The organism is Stenotrophomonas sp. YAU14D1_LEIMI4_1, assembly GCF_003086815.1.
Classification (GTDB): Bacteria; Pseudomonadota; Gammaproteobacteria; order Xanthomonadales; family Xanthomonadaceae; genus Stenotrophomonas.
In genome coordinates this window covers 637483-654973 of record NZ_CP025997.1, presented here as the reverse complement: position 1 = coordinate 654973, position 17491 = coordinate 637483, and the positions used below count along the sequence as shown (strand labels likewise).

The 17491-nt window shown below is 63.9% G+C and carries 16 protein-coding genes; 12 read left to right on the top strand and 4 right to left on the bottom strand.

Annotation, left to right across the window (positions count from 1 at the left end; genetic code table 11):
• Nucleotides 1-3 precede the first annotated feature (3 nt).
• On the top strand, nt 4-1407 hold the full coding sequence (locus C1932_RS02935) for a mannose-1-phosphate guanylyltransferase/mannose-6-phosphate isomerase (RefSeq protein WP_108761177.1): 1404 nt from the start codon (nt 4-6) through the stop codon (nt 1405-1407).
• A 142-nt stretch (nt 1408-1549) separates the two neighbouring features.
• Here C1932_RS02935 and rfbD read toward each other — a convergent pair whose 3' ends face one another.
• Genes rfbD through rfbB form a run of 4 tightly spaced genes read right to left on the bottom strand, consistent with a single transcriptional unit; the run spans nt 1550 to nt 4957 of the window.
• The gene (gene rfbD, locus C1932_RS02930; protein WP_108761176.1) at nt 1550-2449 is read right to left on the bottom strand and encodes a dTDP-4-dehydrorhamnose reductase; all 900 of its coding nucleotides are present in this window, start codon (nt 2447-2449) and stop codon (nt 1550-1552) included.
• Nucleotides 2446-3003 carry a dTDP-4-dehydrorhamnose 3,5-epimerase gene (rfbC, locus tag C1932_RS02925; RefSeq protein ID WP_108748438.1) on the bottom strand — a complete coding sequence of 186 codons (558 nt, stop codon included), beginning with the start codon at nt 3001-3003 and terminating at the stop codon, nt 2446-2448. The genes rfbD and rfbC overlap by 4 nt, the downstream gene beginning before the upstream one ends.
• Entirely contained in the window at nt 3000-3887 is an 888-nt protein-coding gene (gene rfbA, locus C1932_RS02920; RefSeq protein ID WP_108761175.1) for a glucose-1-phosphate thymidylyltransferase RfbA, read from the bottom strand. Before rfbA ends, rfbC begins: the two co-directional genes overlap by 4 nt.
• 14 nt (nt 3888-3901) lie before the next feature.
• A complete protein-coding gene (gene rfbB / locus C1932_RS02915; protein ID WP_108761174.1) occupies nt 3902-4957 on the bottom strand; it encodes a dTDP-glucose 4,6-dehydratase in 1056 nt (351 codons plus the stop codon).
• Between the two features lie 286 nt (nt 4958-5243).
• Here rfbB and C1932_RS02910 point away from each other — a divergent pair, with 286 nt between their 5' ends.
• The 11 genes from C1932_RS02910 (at nt 5244) to C1932_RS02860 (ending at nt 17285) form a co-directional block, all read left to right on the top strand.
• Nucleotides 5244-5990 carry an electron transfer flavoprotein subunit beta/FixA family protein gene (locus C1932_RS02910; protein ID WP_060380126.1) on the top strand — a complete coding sequence of 249 codons (747 nt, stop codon included), beginning with the start codon at nt 5244-5246 and terminating at the stop codon, nt 5988-5990.
• On the top strand, nt 5990-6928 hold the full coding sequence (locus tag C1932_RS02905) for an electron transfer flavoprotein subunit alpha/FixB family protein (RefSeq protein WP_108761173.1): 939 nt from the start codon (nt 5990-5992) through the stop codon (nt 6926-6928). The genes C1932_RS02910 and C1932_RS02905 overlap by 1 nt, the downstream gene beginning before the upstream one ends.
• Nucleotides 6929-6987: 59 nt before the next feature.
• Entirely contained in the window at nt 6988-7377 is a 390-nt protein-coding gene (locus C1932_RS02900; protein ID WP_159094492.1) for a GtrA family protein, read from the top strand.
• A 378-nt stretch (nt 7378-7755) separates the two neighbouring features.
• On the top strand, nt 7756-9534 hold the full coding sequence (locus C1932_RS02895) for a sulfatase-like hydrolase/transferase (RefSeq protein WP_234412289.1): 1779 nt from the start codon (nt 7756-7758) through the stop codon (nt 9532-9534).
• Nucleotides 9535-9835: 301 nt separating this feature from the next.
• Complete coding sequence (locus tag C1932_RS02890) at nt 9836-10759, top strand: lysylphosphatidylglycerol synthase transmembrane domain-containing protein (protein ID WP_108763335.1); 924 nt, start codon at nt 9836-9838, stop codon at nt 10757-10759.
• A 65-nt stretch (nt 10760-10824) separates the two neighbouring features.
• Complete coding sequence (locus tag C1932_RS02885) at nt 10825-12216, top strand: UbiA family prenyltransferase (protein ID WP_234412359.1); 1392 nt, start codon at nt 10825-10827, stop codon at nt 12214-12216.
• A complete protein-coding gene (locus C1932_RS02880; protein ID WP_108761170.1) occupies nt 12213-13526 on the top strand; it encodes an FAD-binding oxidoreductase in 1314 nt (437 codons plus the stop codon). Before C1932_RS02885 ends, C1932_RS02880 begins: the two co-directional genes overlap by 4 nt.
• A 2-nt stretch (nt 13527-13528) precedes the next feature.
• A complete protein-coding gene (locus C1932_RS02875) occupies nt 13529-14260 on the top strand; it encodes an SDR family oxidoreductase (protein WP_108761169.1) in 732 nt (243 codons plus the stop codon).
• A 27-nt stretch (nt 14261-14287) separates the two neighbouring features.
• Entirely contained in the window at nt 14288-14959 is a 672-nt protein-coding gene (locus tag C1932_RS02870) for a class I SAM-dependent methyltransferase (RefSeq protein ID WP_108761168.1), read from the top strand.
• A gap of 29 nt (nt 14960-14988) precedes the next feature.
• Complete coding sequence (locus C1932_RS02865; protein ID WP_108761167.1) at nt 14989-15933, top strand: NAD-dependent epimerase/dehydratase family protein; 945 nt, start codon at nt 14989-14991, stop codon at nt 15931-15933.
• Nucleotides 15934-15962: 29 nt separating this feature from the next.
• Nucleotides 15963-17285, top strand: a complete 1323-nt coding sequence (locus tag C1932_RS02860) for an NAD(P)/FAD-dependent oxidoreductase (RefSeq protein ID WP_108761166.1) — start codon at nt 15963-15965, stop codon at nt 17283-17285.
• Nucleotides 17286-17491 lie beyond the last annotated feature (206 nt).

The following is a 17491-nucleotide window of genomic DNA, read 5'->3' as shown; positions in this document are numbered from 1 at the left end:
CCGATGAGCATCGTCCAACCCGTCATTCTGTCCGGTGGTTCCGGCACGCGCCTGTGGCCGTTGTCGCGCGAAGCCTACCCGAAGCAGTTCCTGCCCCTGGCCGGCGACAGCACCATGCTGCAGGCCACCTGGCAGCGCGTGGCGCCGATCGCCAGCCGCGGCCCGCTGGTGATCGCCAACGAGGAACACCGCTTCGTGGCAGCCGAACAGCTGCAGCAGGTCGGTGCCGAACCGGCCGCGATCATCCTGGAACCGATGGGCCGCAACACCGCCCCGGCCATTGCCGTGGCCGCGCTGGAAGCCACCCGTGACGGTGACGATGCGCTGCTGCTGGTGCTGCCCTCGGACCACGTGATCACCGATGAAGCCGCGTTCCGCAGCGCCGTGCAGGCAGCGGCGGGTGCGGCCGAGGCCGGCAAGCTGGTCACCTTCGGCATCGTGCCGACCGGCCCGGAAACCGGCTACGGCTACATCAAGGCCGCCGACGGCCAGGGCGTGCGTGCGGTCGAGCGCTTCGTCGAAAAGCCCGACCTGGAAACCGCCAGTGGCTACGTGGCCAGCGGCCAGTACTACTGGAACAGCGGCATGTTCCTGTTCAAGGCCTCGCGCTACCTGCAGGAACTGGAGCGCTTCCAGCCGCAGATGCTGGCCGGCAGCCGCAGCGCCTGGCAGCAGGCCCGCCGCGATGCCGACTTCACCCGCCTGGACAAGGACGCCTTCGCCGCGGTGCCGTCGGATTCGATCGACTACGCGGTGATGGAAAAGACCGCCGATGCCGTGGTCGTGCCGCTGGATGCCGGCTGGAACGATGTCGGTTCCTGGACGGCGCTGCGCGATGTGTCGCAGCAGGATGGCGACGGCAACGCCCACCAGGGCGATGTGATCGCCATCGACTGCCGCAACACCTACGCCTACGGCCAGCGCCTGGTGGCCATGGTCGGCCTGGATGATGTGATCGTGGTCGAGACCGACGATGCAGTGCTGGTCGGCAAGGCCGACCGCATGCAGGAGGTCAAGACGGTGGTGGCGCAGCTGAAGGCCGACGGCCGCAGCGAAGCCACCTGGCACCGCAAGGTCTATCGCCCGTGGGGCGCCTACGATTCGATCGACAACGGCGAGCGGTTCCAGGTCAAGCGCATCACCGTCAAGCCCGGCGGCACGCTCAGCCTGCAGATGCACCACCACCGTGCCGAGCACTGGATCGTGGTCAGCGGCACCGCCGAAGTGACCCGTGGCGATGAAGTGATCCTGCTGAGCGAGAACCAGAGCACCTACATTCCGCTGGGCGTGACCCACCGCCTGCGCAATCCGGGCAAGCTGCCGCTGGAACTGATCGAAGTGCAGTCGGGCAGCTACCTGGGCGAAGACGATATCGTGCGCTTCGAGGACACCTACGGGCGCAGCTGAGATGGACCGCTGGGGTCGGATCCCGTTGCTGCGCAACGGGCTCTGACCCCTTCTCTGCTGACCCATGGATCCACGCCAAGCGTGGATCCACAAGTGGAGCGGCGCGTAGGCCGCGACCGCCCTCAGTCGAGCAAGCTCGACGCTACGGGGTGGCAATCTCCGCCATCACCCGCTTCAGGCCGTCCTGCCATGCCGGCAGTTCGATGCCGAAGTCCTGCTGCAGCTTGCGGTTGTCCAGCACCGACCAGGCCGGACGCTTGGCCGGGGTCGGGTACTCGGAACTGGCAATGGCTTCCACCGCCGGCACGTTCGCCAGCACGCCGCTCGCCAGTGCCTGCGCGAAGATCGCCTCGGCAAAGCCATGCCAGCTGGTCTGGCCACTGGCAGTCAGGTGCCAGATGCCGGACAGCTGGCCCGGATGCTGCAGCGCCTGCGCGGTCACATCGGCAATCAGGGCGGCCGGGGTCGGCGTGCCGATCTGGTCAGCCACCACCCGCAGCTGGTCACGCTCGGCGCCCACGCGCAGCATGGTGCGCAGGAAGTTCGCGCCATGCGAGGCATACACCCACGCGGTGCGGAAGATCAGGTGGCGCCCACCTGCGGCACGCACGGCATCCTCGCCGTCGCGCTTGCTGGTGCCGTAGACGCCCAGCGGTGCAGTCGGCTCGTCTTCGCGATACGGCGCGCTGCCCTGGCCATCGAACACGTAGTCGGTCGAGTAATGCACGAACGGCACGCCATGGGCCGCGCACCAGCGCGCGATCACGCCCGGCGCCTGCGCGTTGGCCGCGAAGGCGGCCTCCGCGTCCTGCTCGGCACGATCCACCGCCGTGTAGGCGGCGGCATTCACCACCACCGACGGCTGCAGGCGGTCCAGCAGCGCCGGCAGGCTGTCGGGCTGGCCGAAATCAGCCACTTCACAGGCACTGCCATCGGGCAACTGGCCACTGCGCGTGGTCGCCACCACCGGCCCCAGCGGGGCCAGTGCGCGCAACAGTTCCTGTCCGACCTGGCCGTTACCGCCAAACACCAGCACGGTCATGCGGTGTAGACCGGCAGGCGGTCCTCGGCAATGTCCTTCAGGAACGGCGCGGCCTCATCCTTGGCCGACAGCGTCGGCGCACTGATCGGCCAGTCCACGGCGATATCGGCATCGTTCCAGCGCACGCCGGCATCGAAGTCCTTCAGGTAGACCTCGGTGCACAGGTAGCTGAACACTGCGCGTTCGGACAGCACCGCAAAGCCATGCGCGAAGCCTTCGGGAATCCAGAACTGCTTCTTGTTTTCCGCGCTGAGTACCACCGCTTCCCACTGGCCAAAGGTGGGCGAGCCGCGACGGATGTCGACGGCCACGTCGTACACCTCACCTTCCAGCACGCTGACCAGCTTGCCCTGCGGGCGCGGCCACTGGTAATGCAGGCCGCGCAGCACGCCCTTGGCCGACGTCGACACGTTGCTCTGCACGAAGCGGTCCGGCAGGCCCAGCGCAGCGAAGCGCTCGGCATTCCAGGTTTCGAAGAAGTAACCGCGGGCATCGCCGAACACGGCCGGTTCGATCACCACGCAGCCGGGCAACTTGGTTTCAATCACTTTCACGGAACGACTCCACGCAATGCGAGCTTGTGCAGGTACTGGCCGTAGCCATTCTTGATCAGCGGTGCAGCCAGTGCTTCCAGCTGTTCGGCGCTGATCCAGCCCTTGCCGAAGGCGATTTCCTCGGGGCAGCAGACCTGCAGGCCCTGGCGGGTCTGGATGGTTTCGATGAAGTTGGACGCTTCCAGCAGCGACTGGTGGGTGCCGGTATCGAGCCAGGCGTAACCGCGGCCCAGCGCTTCCAGGTGCAGGTGCCCTTCGCGCAGGTAGCGCTGGTTCAGATCGGTGATCTCCAGCTCGCCGCGCGGCGAAGGCTTCAGCTCGGCAGCATAGTCGCTGGCATTGCCATCGTAGAAGTACAGGCCGGTCACTGCGTAGTTGGAGCGCGGGTTCTCGGGCTTTTCCACCAGATCGATGACCTTGCCGTTCTTGTCGAACTCGGCCACGCCGTAGCGTTCCGGGTCATTCACCCAGTAACCGAACACGGTGGCGCCCTGGTCACGCTGGTCGGCGTTGCGCAGCACTTCGCGCAGGCCGTGGCCGTGGAAGATGTTGTCGCCCAGCACCAGACAGCTCGGCTTGCCGCCGACGAAGTCCTTGCCGATCAGGTAGGCCTGGGCCAGCCCATCGGGGCTGGGCTGCACGGCGTACTGGATATCCATGCCCCACTGCGAACCATCGCCCAGCAGCTGCTGGAACAACGCCTGTTCGTGCGGGGTGTTGATGATCAGCACTTCACGGATGCCCGCCAGCATCAGCACGCTCAGCGGGTAGTAGATCATCGGCTTGTCATACACCGGCAGCAGCTGCTTGCTGACGCCCTTGGTGATCGGATACAGCCGCGTGCCGGAACCGCCGGCCAGGATGATGCCTTTGCGTTGGGTCATGTCGTCTCCCGGGTTCAGGCCGAAGTGCCGATGCGCTGCAGGCGGTAGCTGCCATCCAGCACGCCGTTCACCCACTCCTGGTTGTCCAGGTACCAGTCAACGGTGAAGGCGATGCCCTGTTCGAAGGTGTACGCCGGTTCCCAGCCCAGGTCGTTCTTCAGCTTGGACGCATCAATCGCGTAGCGGCGGTCATGGCCGGGGCGGTCGGTGACATAGGTGATCTGGCTGCTGCGCGGCTGGCCATCGTCGCGCGGGCGGCGTGCGTCGAGCAGCGCGCAGATGGCGTGCACCACTTCAATGTTCTGCTTTTCCGAATTGCCGCCCACATTGTAGGTCTCGCCCACCTGGCCCTTGGCCAGCACGGTACGGATCGCTTCGCAGTGGTCGGTCACGAACAGCCAGTCGCGCACCTGCTTGCCGTCGCCGTACACCGGCAGCGGCTCGCCGGCCAGCGCCTTGGCGATCACCAGCGGAATGAGCTTTTCCGGGAAGTGGTACGGGCCGTAGTTGTTCGAGCAGTTGGTGGTCAGCACCGGCAGCCCGTAGGTGTGGTGGAACGCGCGCACCAGGTGGTCCGAAGCGGCCTTGGACGCCGAGTACGGCGAATTGGGCGCATACGGGGTGGTTTCGCTGAACTTGCCGGTCTCGCCCAGGGTGCCGTACACCTCGTCGGTGGACACGTGCAGGAAGCGGAAGGCCGCGCCCTTGTCGGCCGGCAGGCCCTTCCAGTGGTCGCGCACCGCTTCCAGCAGGCCCAGGGTGCCGACCACGTTGGTCTGGATGAAGGCGCCCGGGCCGTCGATGGAACGGTCCACGTGGCTTTCGGCGGCGAAGTTCAGCACCGCATCGGGCTGATGTTCGGCCAGCAGGCGCGCCACCAGGTCAGGGTCGCCGATGTCGCCCTGCACGAACACGTGGTTCGGGTTGCCGTCCAGGCTGGACAGGGTCTTCAGGTTGCCGGCATAGGTAAGCGCATCCAGGTTCACGACCTTGATGCCGCGGGCAACGGCTTCGAGAACGAAGTTACCGCCAATGAAGCCGGCGCCGCCGGTGACAAGCCAAGTGGGCACTACCTGTTCTCCTGTTAGTGAATTCATCCTGGGAGCACCCGCAGGTGCTCCGACACAGCGCCACAGCATACAGGGCGGCGTTCTTCACGACTGCCTGCACGACGTGAATGGCGCAGGCGGATTCAGCGTTTTTTGACGCAATGCAACAAACCATACGCATTCGCATGGTCACGCAAGGCCAGTTAGAATCCAGATCCCACCCCCGAACCGGTTGCTGTGCGAGGACCGGACGTTTCCCGTTACTGTGAGCCGGCCAACGGCCGGCACTACAAGGATCGAGTACCAGATGAAAATCCTCGTCGCGTACAAGCGCGTGGTGGACTATAACGTCCGCATTCAGGTCAAGCCGGACGGTTCCGGCGTGGTCACAGACGGCGTCAAGCTGTCCCCCAATCCCTTCGATGAAATCGCACTGGAAGAAGCGCTGCGGCTGCGCGACAAGGGCATCGCCACGGAAGTGGTGGTCGCCACCATCGCCCCGGCCGACGCCCAGGCGCACCTGCGCAATGGCCTGGCCATGGGCGCCAACCGCGCCATCCACGTGGTGACCGACCAGGCCATCCAGCCGCTGACCGCCTCGCGCACCCTGCTCAAGCTGATCGAGAAGGAACAGCCGGACCTGGTGATCCTGGGCAAGCAGGCCATCGACGACGATGCCAACCAGACCGGCCAGATGCTGGCCACGCTGTGGGGCCGCCCGCAGGCCACCTTCGCCAGCAAGCTGGACATTGCCGACGGCAAGGCCACGGTCACCCGCGAAGTCGACGCCGGCCTGGAAACGCTGGAAGTGGACCTGCCGGCGGTGGTCACCACCGACCTGCGCCTGAACGAGCCGCGCTTCATCAAGCTGCCGGACATCATGAAGGCCAAGGCCAAGCCGCTGGAAACCCTGCAGCTGGCCGATCTGGGCGTTGAAGCCGCCGACACCTTCAAGACCACCCAGTACGCCGCGCCGTCCAAGCGCAGCAAGGGTGTGATGGTCAAGGACGCGGCCGAACTGGTTGCCGCACTCAAGCAGAAGGGGCTGCTGTAATGAGCAAGATTCTCGTCATCGCCGAGCACCACGACGGCAAGCTCAACGCCGCCACCGCCAAGACCGTCAGCGCCGCCGCCGCCATCAGCGGTGCCAGCATCGACGTGCTGGTGCTGGCTGCCGACCCGGCCGCCGTTGCTGCGGAAGCGGCGAAGATCGCCGGTGTGGCCAAGGTCCTGACCGTGGCCAACGCCGCCAATGCGCAGGCCATTGCCCAGGTGCTGGCCCCGCAGATCGCGCAGCTGGCCAAGGGCTACAGCCACGTGTTCGGCCCGTCCACCACCTTCGGCAAGGACCTGATGCCCTGCGTGGCCGCCCTGCTGGGCGTCAACCAGGTGTCCGACCTGATGAGCGTGGAAGGCAGCCACACCTTCAAGCGCCCGATCTACGCCGGCAACGCGATCATCACCGTGGAAGCGCCGGCCGACCAGATCGTGGTCGCCACCGTGCGCGCCGCCTCCTGGCCGGAAGCGGCCCAGGGTGGCAATGCCACCGTCGAAGCGGCCAGCGTGGACGCGGCCCTGCCGACCCACACCCGCTTCGTCGGCCTGGCCGCCGGTGCCAGCGACCGCCCGGACCTGCAGGCCGCCAAGCGCGTGGTCTCCGGTGGCCGCGGCGTCGGTTCGGAAGAGAACTTCAAGGTGATCTTCCAGCTGGCCGACAAGCTCGGTGCCGCCGTCGGTGCCTCGCGTGCCGCGGTCGACGCCGGCTACGTGCCCAGCGATCTGCAGGTGGGCCAGACCGGCAAGATCATCGCGCCGGAACTGTACGTTGCCGTGGGCATCAGCGGTGCCATCCAGCACCTGACCGGCATCAAGGATGCCGGCACGATCGTGGCGATCAACAAGGATCCGGATTCGCCGATCTTTGAGATTGCCGATATTGGTCTGGTGGGGGATCTGTTTGCGATCCTGCCGGAGCTGGAAGCTGCGCTCTGACATCGGATTGGCTGTTGGTCAGGGCGTCCTTGGGCGCCCTGGTCCACGCCGGAAAGTGCATGACACCAAGATTCCTACGCTTTCTGATTTCTGGCGGCTCCGCCGCCGCTGTGGAGTACGCCGCGTTCTTCCTGCTGCAATCCACCCTGGGGCCTTCCTGGCTGCTGGCCAGTCAGTCGCTCAGCTTCGCGTGTGGTTTTGTAGTCAGCTTCCTGCTGAACCGTCACTGGGTGTTCCATAGCGAGGGGAAGGCCGGACAGGAGCTGCTCAAGTACGGAATCGTCGCGGCTGTCAACCTTGCCGCCGGCAATCTGGCGATGCTGTTGCTGGTGGGAACGGCGGGGATGCATCCGCTCATCGCCAAGTTCATTGTGATGGGAATGATCGCCGCTTGGAATTACCTGATATTTTCCCGACTGGTTTTCAGCACGAGCGCTGCGCAGCGGTGATCGCCCAAGCAAGCCAAGGGTCGCGGGCGACACCAAGAATCCAGTAGCGAACCAGAAGAACAGTATGTTCCGTAGGCATGAACCGGCATCAATCGATGTCGGTTTTTTTTTGCGAACAAGGCGGCCGGTCTCATGATCCGGCACCAATCGCCACGATCAGCAAACTTCCGCCTCCACAGGCCGAACGTACTTCGCAACGTATCAGTCCAGTACACAGCGCAATGTTTCGATACTCAATCACAAATGTGACAGTGCAATGAAGAAGCCCTATGATCCAGCCCGCCAAGGAGTGCCGACCATTCAAGTCAGGCACCTCGCGCATTCCCATTCACGAGAGGCACGCAGGAAGAATTCCTTGGAGATTCTTCCATCTGACTGATGAGCATTAGTATCTTGAACATGTGGCGGCGCTTCCCGGCCTGGGGAACCTGCGTTGCTGGATTGCTGACCGGCGTGTTGCTGTTGCGGATGGGCCGCTATTACACGCATGTCGATCTCCTGTACCTGAGCATCAGCTTCCTGCTGGAACTGGTACTGCTCGATCTGATTACCCACCTTGCACTTGGCATCCGCAACCGCTGGCTGCGGAGCTTGGCCTTGGTGCTTCCCGCAGCGACGGGTTCTGTCTATGTGGCTCAGTTGTACTCAATCTGGCTCTCTGGAGGGCTGATTCCGCCCATTGCCTTCGCCAACCAGGAAGTAACGGGCCTCATCGCGTTCAACGGCATCTACGCGATGCTGGGCGCGTACTTGTTTGCCTTCAGCGGTTTCGCGTTCGTACACCGCATGAAACAACCACAGCTGCGGCCGGGCATCCTAGTGGTGTTCCTCGGCGTGACTGCCGCCGCCTATGCCGGGATGATCCACAACCAACCTCTGGCTCGCGGCATCGTGGTGGCGCGTGGCGAAGCACCTGTGTCATCGATGGTCCGTGCCTACCTGACGTATGCCGGTATGAGCGGCCGTGCACAGCTCAGTGCGGTCGACCTGTTAGAAGCACGAGCGGAATTCTCAAGGCGGACAGTCTTTCAGCAGGGCTTTCCAGCAGAAGTTACAAGCACTCTTGTAGCGCAGCCAAATGTCATTGTGATCTTCACCGAGGGCATGTCGGCCCGCTGGATGGAGACCTACGCTGGCGCACATCCGGGGCTCATGCCCAATCTTGATCGATTCGCGGGTGGCTCGCTGGTTCTGACTAACTATTACAACCACACCGCAGCGACCTTCCGCGGCCTGCGCGGTCAGATCACATCCGGGCACCAGGAGATCGACGGCTACAACAAGGAAGGAACGGGGATTGGCCAGCGCGATGTCTCTGGCGACGTAACCGCAGTCTCCCGCATCAGCATGCCGGAGATCCTACGCGCCCAAGGCTACCGCAGCATGTTCTTCCTGTCCCAGCAGGAGTACATCAACAAGATGGTGGAAACCCTCGGTTTCGACCGCACCCTGGGGCGCGATTACCTGTTCGAAACCCATGTACGAGGTGGCGCATCGTCCGCCATGCCGAAGTACCTGACCGACCCAGAGCTGTTCAACAGTGCGCTGTCGGAGCTGGAGGCGCAACCGCGTGACAGACCATTCTTTGCTGCCATGTACAACTTCCAGACCCATGCGTTCCTGGACGGCGAAGAAAAATATGGGGATGGGCGCAACATTGTCCTGAACCGCTTCCATACCTATGATCGCGATATCGGCCTGTTCATCGAGCGCTTCATGACCAGCCGCCTGCACGAGAACACCATTCTGGTGGTCACGGCGGATCATTCCACCTATCCAGACCCAGTGGCCGTTGATGCGGACAGCCGCATCAAGGGGTACTTTGTCGACACAATACCGTTACTGATCTACTGGAAGGGCATTGAACACCGCGAAATCGACGTTGCAGGCAAGAACTCCCTGGATCTTGCTCCGTCGCTACTGAGTCTGCTGGGCGCCAAGAAGAGCCATAACCTCTTCCTGGGTTGCACATTCTTCGAGCAATGCGAACTCGATCGAGTCTCCAACGTTGGCGGTGAGTACATCCTGACCGATTCAGAGGGCTCGTATCGGGGGCCCGACGTTCCTGAGCTCCTGCGGGCGTCCTACGAGGAGGCAAAAAAGGTCATTGAGCGCTACAAATCGATGGACGTGGTGATCGACACGCAGGCGGAGTAACACCCTCCCCAGGTCACGCAGGCTTGAGGGGGCGTTCCTGCGATACCGTGGAGCAGTAGAGGCGGCGGAGCCGCATGACCCCGCCAAGCCCGCAGTGGCAGCGGAACGCAAATTTCGGGACGTTCAAATTCTGTCAGGAAATGTCGCTAGAATGCCGGGGCAGACTCACTGATACCTTAACCGGAGCTCCGCCAACTTGCGCCCGCTCCCTCCCCGGCCCTCCCAGCCAGCGTTAGCCCCGCGCCGGAGCTGGCGGGGCTTTTTCTTTCTCGCGTTGCTCAGCTCAGCCTATCTGGGGCTGATGCTCTTCGTCGACCGAGACACCCACGTGCTTTCCCGCTTGGCTGAACTGCGCGTACCTCTGGCGCTTTGCGCCTTGATGGTGCTGGGCAGTTTTCTCCTGCGCTACCAGCGCTGGTACTACATGCTGCGTACCCAAGGACATCAGGTGCCTTGGCGCGAAGGTCTACGTGCCTACATCGCGGGATTCGCCTTCACCGCCTCGCCAGGCAAAGCGGGCGAACTGCTGCGGATCCGCTACTTCGGCGACCTGAATGTCCCGGCGCACACGGTGCTGGCGACCTTCATCGCCGAACGTGCCCTGGATCTGCTTATCATCACCTTGCTTGGGGTGGGCGCCGCGGCACTCATCCCCGCCTTTGGCATCTTGACCACTCTGGTGGCCGGTTGCCTGGCCCTGCTCTACCTGGCTGGCCGCTGGCCGTGGCTTCTGCGTCAGATTTCCTGCATCGGCGCCCGTCTGCCGGGCCTCTGGATGCGCCGCCTGGCAGGGTTCATGGTGGCCGGGGTTCGCGACGCGGGCCAGCTGCTGGGTCCACGCGTTGCACTACACGGCCTGCTGCTGGGTACACTGGCGTGGCTGCTGACCGCGCTGGGATTCGCAGGCCTCTGCTCCGTCCTCGGTTTGTCCATGAGTTGGCCACATTCGTTGGGCATCTATCCCATCGCTATGCTGGCTGGTGCCGCATCTTTCGTTCCGGGCGGCGTTGGGACCACCGAAGGCGCCATCGTCCTGATGTTGAATAAAGTGGGCGCCAGCATGGGGATCGCTGTCACAGCGGCTGTAGGCATACGACTTGCAAGCCTATGGCTCGCCATTGCAGTGGGGATGATCGCGATGGCCAGCCTTGAGATACGCCCGGCAAAGCGACGTCCCGAGACGCCCAATGGCACAACGGTCGCTGCACGCCCTCTCGAACTCTGATACCCACATGCACCAACTGCCACCTGGAGTTCCCAATTTTGGCCCTTGAACAACGCGCCCTCTGCGTGGACCTCGACGGCACCCTGCTCCGCTCGGACATCCTGTACGAATCGCTGCTGGCCCTGCTGGCCCACAACCCCCTGTACATCTTCCTGGTGCCGTTCTGGCTGCTGCGTGGCAAGGCCCACGTGAAGCGCCAGCTGGCCTCGCGCGTGCAGCTTCCCGCCGAAACCCTGCCCTACGACGAGCGGGTGCTGGAAATACTGCGCACCACCACCCAGCGCCCGCGCGTGCTGTGCACGGCGTCGGACCGCCTGCTGGTGCAACCGATTGCCGACCATCTGGGGCTGTTCGAGGAAGTGATGGCCAGCGATGGCCACACCAACCTGTCGGGCAACAACAAGGGCGCCGCGCTGGCCGAGCGTTTCGGTGAACGTGGCTTCGACTACATGGGCAACGGCCGCGTCGACCTGAAAGTCTGGGCGCGCGCCGGCGGCGCCATCGTGGTGAACAACGGCAGCAGCCTGGCCCGCGATGCCGCCCGCCAGACCGAAGTCCTGGCCCACCTGCCCGCCCACAACGGCGGCCTGCTGACCTGGATCAAAGCCCTGCGCGTGTACCAGTGGCTGAAGAACCTGCTGGTGCTGGTGCCCTTGCTGACCGCCCACCGCTTCCTGGATCCAGTTGCCATTGCCGACGCAGCGGTGGCCTTCCTGGCCTTCGGCCTGTGTGCTTCCGGCGTCTACCTGCTGAACGATCTGCTGGACCTCACCCCGGACCGCATGCACCCGCGCAAGCGCAAGCGGCCCTTCGCCGCCGGCACGCTGCCATTGCTGCACGGCCTGCTGGTGGCACCGCTGATTACCCTGGCCGGCTTCGCATTGGCACTGTGGTGCAGCCCGGCCTTCGCCGGCGTGCTGCTGTGCTACTACGTGATGACCCTGGGCTATTCGCTGAAGCTCAAGCGCATCGTCATGATCGACGTGGTGTTGCTGGCGGCCTTGTATACGGTGCGCATCATCGGCGGCACAGTGGCGATCAATTCGGAACTGTCGTTCTGGCTGCTGGCGTTCTCGATGTTCGTGTTCCTCAGCCTGGCAATGCTCAAGCGCTACACCGAACTGGCTTCGGCGCTGGCCAACGGCAAGGAAGTGGCCATCGGCCGTGGCTACTCGGTGGCCGACCTGCCGCTGGTGCAGTCGCTGGGTGCCGCCGCCGGCTATATCGGCGTGCTGGTGTTCGCGCTCTACATCAACAGCCCCGAGAGCATGGAGCTGTACAGGAACCCCAAGCTGCTGTGGCTGCTATGCCCGATCCTGCTGTACTGGATCAGCCGCATGTGGATCGTCTCCCACCGCGGCGACATGCACGACGACCCGATCGTGTTCGCGGCCATGGACCGCGGCAGCCAGATCGTCATCGCGCTGTGCGTACTGATCGTGCTGATCGCCATATGAGTGCAGCGCTCGGCCAGTCATGGGGGCGCTACCCGCGGGTCGAACAGCGGATCGTTCCGGTGCTCGACCGCGCGGCCCTGCTGCCGCTGCCGCCGGAAGGCGGCACGGTGCTGCCCCACGGCAATGGCCGCAGCTACGGCGACAGTTGCCTGAACCCGGGCGCCACGCTGCTGACCAGCCGCGCCCTGGACCGCTTCATCGACTTCGATCCGGCCACCGGCATCGTGCGCTGCGAGGCCGGGGTCACCCTGGCCGACATCCTGGATATCGCGTTGCCGCGTGGCTGGTTCCTGCCGGTCACCCCGGGTACGCGCTATGCCACGGTGGGCGGTGCGATCGGCAACGATGTGCACGGCAAGAACCACCATCGCGCCGGCACCTTCGGCCACCACGTGCGCTGCCTGGAGCTGCTGCGCAGTGATGGCGTTCGCCAGCAGCTCAGCCCAGCCGACACCAGTGGCCTGTTCGCCGCCACCGTGGGCGGTCTGGGCCTGACCGGCTTCATCACCTGGGCCGAACTGCAGCTGCGGCGCGTGCCCGGCCCGTGGATCGAAACCGAATCGATCCGCTTCGACAACCTGGACGAGTTCTTCGCGCTGTCGCGCGAATCGGCCAATGACTTCGAGTACACCGTTGCCTGGATCGACTGCCTGGCCAAGGGCAGCGCGCTGGGCCGCGGGCACTTCCTGCGCGGCGACCACGCACCGGGCGACGCGCATGCGGCCACGCCCAGTTCGGCGCCCAAGCGCAGCATGCCGCTGGTGCCGCCGGTGTCGCTGGTCAACAGCCTTACCCTGCGCCCGTTCAATACGCTGTATTACTGGCGCCAGCCAGCGCGCCGCGCACGCCACGTCTCGCACTACCAGAGCTACTTCTATCCGCTGGACGGCATCAACCACTGGAACCGCATGTACGGCCCGCGAGGCTTCCTGCAGCACCAGTGCGTACTGCCGCCAGCCACTGCACGCGATGCCACTGCCTCGCTGCTGGGCGAAATCGCCCGCAGCGGGCGCGGTTCGTTCCTGGCGGTGCTGAAGGAGTTCGGTGACCGGCCCTCACCGGGCATGCTCTCCTTCCCACGCCCGGGTACCACCCTGGCGCTGGATTTCCCCAACGACGGCGCTGACCTGTTGAAGATGCTCGACCGCCTGGACCGCATCGTCAGCGACGCCGGTGGTGCGGTGTATGCGGCCAAGGACGCACGCATGTCCGGCACCCTGTTCCGCCAGGCCTACCCGGCCTGGGAAGCATTTTCCCGCTTCATCGACCCCCGATTCTCATCCGGCTTCTGGCGCCGGGTGATGGAGTAAGCATGCAGAAGATCCTGATCATCGGCGCAACCTCGGCCATAGCCGAATCGGTGGCCCGCCTGTACGCCGCACGCGGTGCCGCGCTCTATCTGGTCGGCCGCAGTGCCGTCAGGCTGGACGCCATTGCCGCCGACCTGCGCGTACGCGGTGCGCCGCACGTGCACAGCGGCGTGCTGGACGTGAACGATGTGGCCGCCCATGACGCCCTGCTGGACAACGCCTGGGGCGCGCTGGGCGGCGTGGACACCGTCCTGATCGCCCACGGTACCCTGCCCGACCAGGCCGCCTGCGATGCCTCGGTCGACCTGTCCCTGCAGGAATTTGCGACCAATGGCACCTCCACCATCGCCCTGTCCGCCGCGCTTGCGCAGCGCCTGCAGTCCGGTGCCAGCCTGGCGGTCATTTCTTCGGTGGCCGGTGACCGCGGCCGCGCCAGCAACTACCTGTACGGCAGCGCCAAGGCCGCCGTCACAGCCTATCTGAGCGGCCTGGGCCAGCGCCTGCGCCCGGCCGGCATCAACGTGCTGGTGATCAAGCCCGGCTTCGTCGACACGCCGATGACCGCCGCGTTCAAGAAGGGCGCCCTCTGGGCCACCCCGGACAAGGTGGCGGGCGGCATCCTCAAGGCCATCGGCAAGCGCAAGGCCGTGGCCTACCTGCCGGGTTTCTGGTGGGCGATCATGATGATCATCAAGAACATTCCCGAAGCCGTGTTCCGTCGCATTTCCCTCTGACCCGCACCACGAACCAGGACGACTCGTATGCCGGATATCGATCGCGATCTCGATGTGCTCTACCAGTACCGGTTTCCCAAGGAAGAACTCGCCAACAAGAACCGGATTTGGCAGGTGCTGTGTGGCGAGTACTTCAGCAGGTTCGTCGATGCCGGCGACACGGTCGTCGATATCGGCGCAGGCTACTGCGAGTTCATCAACAACATTCCGGCCGCGGGCAAGATCGCGGTCGACCTGAATCCCGATGTGCGGCGCTTCGCGGCCGACGGCGTGCGCATCATCAATGAGTCCTGCACGGCAGTAGCCTCGATCCCCGATGCCAGTGTCGATGCGGTGTTCATGAGCAACTTCCTGGAACACCTGCCCAGCAAGGATCTGGTGCTGCAGACGCTGCGCGAGAGCGCGCGCATGCTGAAGCCGGGAGGCCGCGCCATCATCCTGCAGCCGAACATCCGGTTCCTCTATGACGAGTACTGGGACTACTTCGACCACCACACCGCGTTGAGCGACCGCAGCCTGGTCGAAGGCGTCCTGATGGCCGGACTCGAGCCCCGCGTGGTCATTCCCAAGTTCCTGCCCTACACCACCAAGAGCCGCCTGCCGCAGGCGCCATGGCTGGTGTCGCTGTATCTGAAGATTCCGCTGGCGTGGCACATCCTGGGCAAACAAGCGCTGGTCGTGGCTTACAAGCCGCGCTGACCCTATTCCATTAGCAGTCGAGCTGGTCCATGGCAAACAAGAACGACAAGATCGTCATTACCGGCGCAGCCGGCCTGGTGGGGCAGAACCTCATCGTGGAAATGAAGCAGCAGGGCTACACCCGGCTGGTGGCGATCGACAAGCATGCGCACAACCTGGAGATCCTTCGCCAGCTGCACCCGGAGGTGGAGACGGTGCTGGCTGATCTGGCCGAACCCGGCGACTGGGCCGAGCGGTTTGCAGGCGCGCGCCTGGTTGTGCAGTTGCACGCGCAGATCACCGGCAAGACCACCGATCTGTTCGTACGCAACAACATCACCGCTACCGGGCATGTGCTGAAGGCCACACAGGATGCCGCCGTGCCGTACATGGTGCACATCAGCTCCTCGGTGGTGAACTCGGTGGCCAAGGATGACTACACCAACACCAAGCGCGAGCAGGAAGAAATGGTCGTGGCCAGTGGCCAGCGCCACTGCGTGCTGCGCCCTACCCTGATGTTCGGCTGGTTCGACCCCAAGCACCTGGGCTGGCTGTCGCGCTTCATGGCGCGCACCCCGGTATTCCCGATTCCGGGTGACGGCAGGTTCATGCGCCAGCCGCTGTACGAACGCGACTTCTGCCGCTGCATCGCCAAGTGCATCGAAACCGAGCCCAATGGCGAGGTGTTCGACATCGTGGGCGATACCCGCGTTGACTACGTGGACATCATCCGCACCATCAAGCGGGTGAAGAAGCTGCACACGGCGATCGTGCATATCCCAATCGGCTTCTTCGCATTCCTGCTGAAGGTCTACAGCCTGTTCAGCAGCAAACCGCCGTTCACCGCGGACCAGTTGAAGGCGCTCAGCGCCGGCGACGATTTCAAGGGCGTCGACACCGAAGCCGTATTCGGCGTGAAGCAGACGCCGTTCGAGGAAGCGATCCGCGAAAGCTACACCGACCCGCGCTACAGCCACATCGTGCTGCAGCGCTGAACCACCAGAACAGACGGAATCCTATTCGAATGAGCACTTTCGCCATCATCGGCAGTGGCCCGATGGGCCTGATGGCAGCCCTCGAGCTGCTGAAGAAAGGCCACCAGGTTGATGTGTACGAACGCGATGACCGCATCGGCGGCATGTCGGCCGACTTCGACTTCGACGGCCTGCGTATCGAGCGCTACTACCACTTCATCTGCAAGACCGACTATCCGCTGTTCAAGCTGCTGGACGAGATACAGCTGTCTGATCGCCTGCATTGGACCGATACCAAGATGGGCTACTACTACCAGGGCAAGCTGCATAAGTGGGGCACGCCGTTCGCCCTGCTTGGCTTCCCGCACCTGGGCCTGATCGACAAGGTGCGCTACGCCTTGCACGTGATGCACACCAAGGGCATCCAGGATTGGACCGCACTGGACAAGGAAAACGCGCGCGACTGGATCACCCGCTGGATCGGCCCGAAGGCCTACAAGGTGATGTGGGAAAAGGCGTTCGCACTGAAGTTCTTCGAGTACCAGAACGATCTGTCGGCATCCTGGATCGGCACCCGCATCAAGCGCGTGGCGCTATCGCGTCGCAATCTGTTCAACGAGAGCATGGGTTACCTGCAAGGCGGCTCGGCTGTACTGCTCGACAGGATGGCCAAGGAAATCGTTCGCCTCGGCGGGCGCATCCTGCTTTCCCAGCCGATCCAGGAAGTCACCTCTGTCGAGGGCAAGGTCACCGGCATCCGCACGCCCGACGGTCATCATCCCTATGAAACCGTGGTTTCCACCGCGCCCATCCAGTACGTGCCCGGCATGGTTCCGGGCCTGCCGAAGGCGTTTGCCGACCAGGTCGGCGCCATCGAGAACATTCCCGTAGCCTGCGTGATCCTGAAGCTTTCGCACCCGGTCAGCGAGAATTTCTGGATGAACATCAGCGATGATCGAATCACCATTCCCGGCCTGATCGAGTACAGCAACCTCAATCCTGGTAGTGGTACTGGTGAGCACATCGTGTATGCGCCGTACTACATGCCAAAGACCCATCCGAAGTGGCAATGGAGCAACCAGCAACTCATCGATGAGGTCATCAGCTACCTGCCGATGATCAATCCTGCGTTCAGGCCGGAATGGATCAAGGCCACCCATTGCCACCGTTACGAGTACGCGCAGACCATCTGCCCGCCGGGGTTCCAGGAAATGTTGCCGCCGATGAAGACGCCACTGCAGGGATTCTTCATGGCCGACACGGCGTACTACTATCCGGAAGATCGCTCGATCAATGAGAGCATTGCCGTGGGCTCAACGCTGGCTGCGGCTGCTTCAGAAGCCTTCACTGTCTCCTACGGCACTGGAGCGTGAACGGGCTAGCCAGGTCGCCGCACGAAGCAACCAACGAAAACTTGATGACCTTCAGGCAAACAGCATGTCCTTTGGCCACCTCCGCCGATAGGATCGCCTTACTCCACTTACCTTTTGCCATGACATCACTTCCATTGATCACGCCGAGGCGTCACCAAGACTCAGTTGGAAATCGACTGGGAGCATTCCTTGTCGTTCTCTTCGTC

Excerpts from the sequence above, each read along its gene's own strand:
- C1932_RS02865 (WP_108761167.1), top strand. The coding sequence starts at position 14,989 with ATGGCAAACAAGAACGACAAGATCGTCATTACCGGCGCAGCCGGCCTG.
- C1932_RS02880 (WP_108761170.1), top strand. The coding sequence starts at position 12,213 with ATGAGTGCAGCGCTCGGCCAGTCATGGGGGCGCTACCCGCGGGTCGAA.
- C1932_RS02895 (WP_234412289.1), top strand. The coding sequence starts at position 7,756 with ATGAGCATTAGTATCTTGAACATGTGGCGGCGCTTCCCGGCCTGGGGA.
- C1932_RS02910 (WP_060380126.1), top strand. The coding sequence starts at position 5,244 with ATGAAAATCCTCGTCGCGTACAAGCGCGTGGTGGACTATAACGTCCGC.
- C1932_RS02935 (WP_108761177.1), top strand. The coding sequence starts at position 4 with ATGAGCATCGTCCAACCCGTCATTCTGTCCGGTGGTTCCGGCACGCGC.
- C1932_RS02870 (WP_108761168.1), top strand. The coding sequence starts at position 14,288 with ATGCCGGATATCGATCGCGATCTCGATGTGCTCTACCAGTACCGGTTT.
- rfbD (WP_108761176.1), bottom strand. The coding sequence starts at position 2,449 with ATGACCGTGCTGGTGTTTGGCGGTAACGGCCAGGTCGGACAGGAACTG.
- rfbA (WP_108761175.1), bottom strand. The coding sequence starts at position 3,887 with ATGACCCAACGCAAAGGCATCATCCTGGCCGGCGGTTCCGGCACGCGG.
- C1932_RS02900 (WP_159094492.1), top strand. The coding sequence starts at position 6,988 with ATGACACCAAGATTCCTACGCTTTCTGATTTCTGGCGGCTCCGCCGCC.
- C1932_RS02860 (WP_108761166.1), top strand. The coding sequence starts at position 15,963 with ATGAGCACTTTCGCCATCATCGGCAGTGGCCCGATGGGCCTGATGGCA.
- C1932_RS02875 (WP_108761169.1), top strand. The coding sequence starts at position 13,529 with ATGCAGAAGATCCTGATCATCGGCGCAACCTCGGCCATAGCCGAATCG.
- C1932_RS02905 (WP_108761173.1), top strand. The coding sequence starts at position 5,990 with ATGAGCAAGATTCTCGTCATCGCCGAGCACCACGACGGCAAGCTCAAC.
- C1932_RS02890 (WP_108763335.1), top strand. The coding sequence starts at position 9,836 with ATGCTCTTCGTCGACCGAGACACCCACGTGCTTTCCCGCTTGGCTGAA.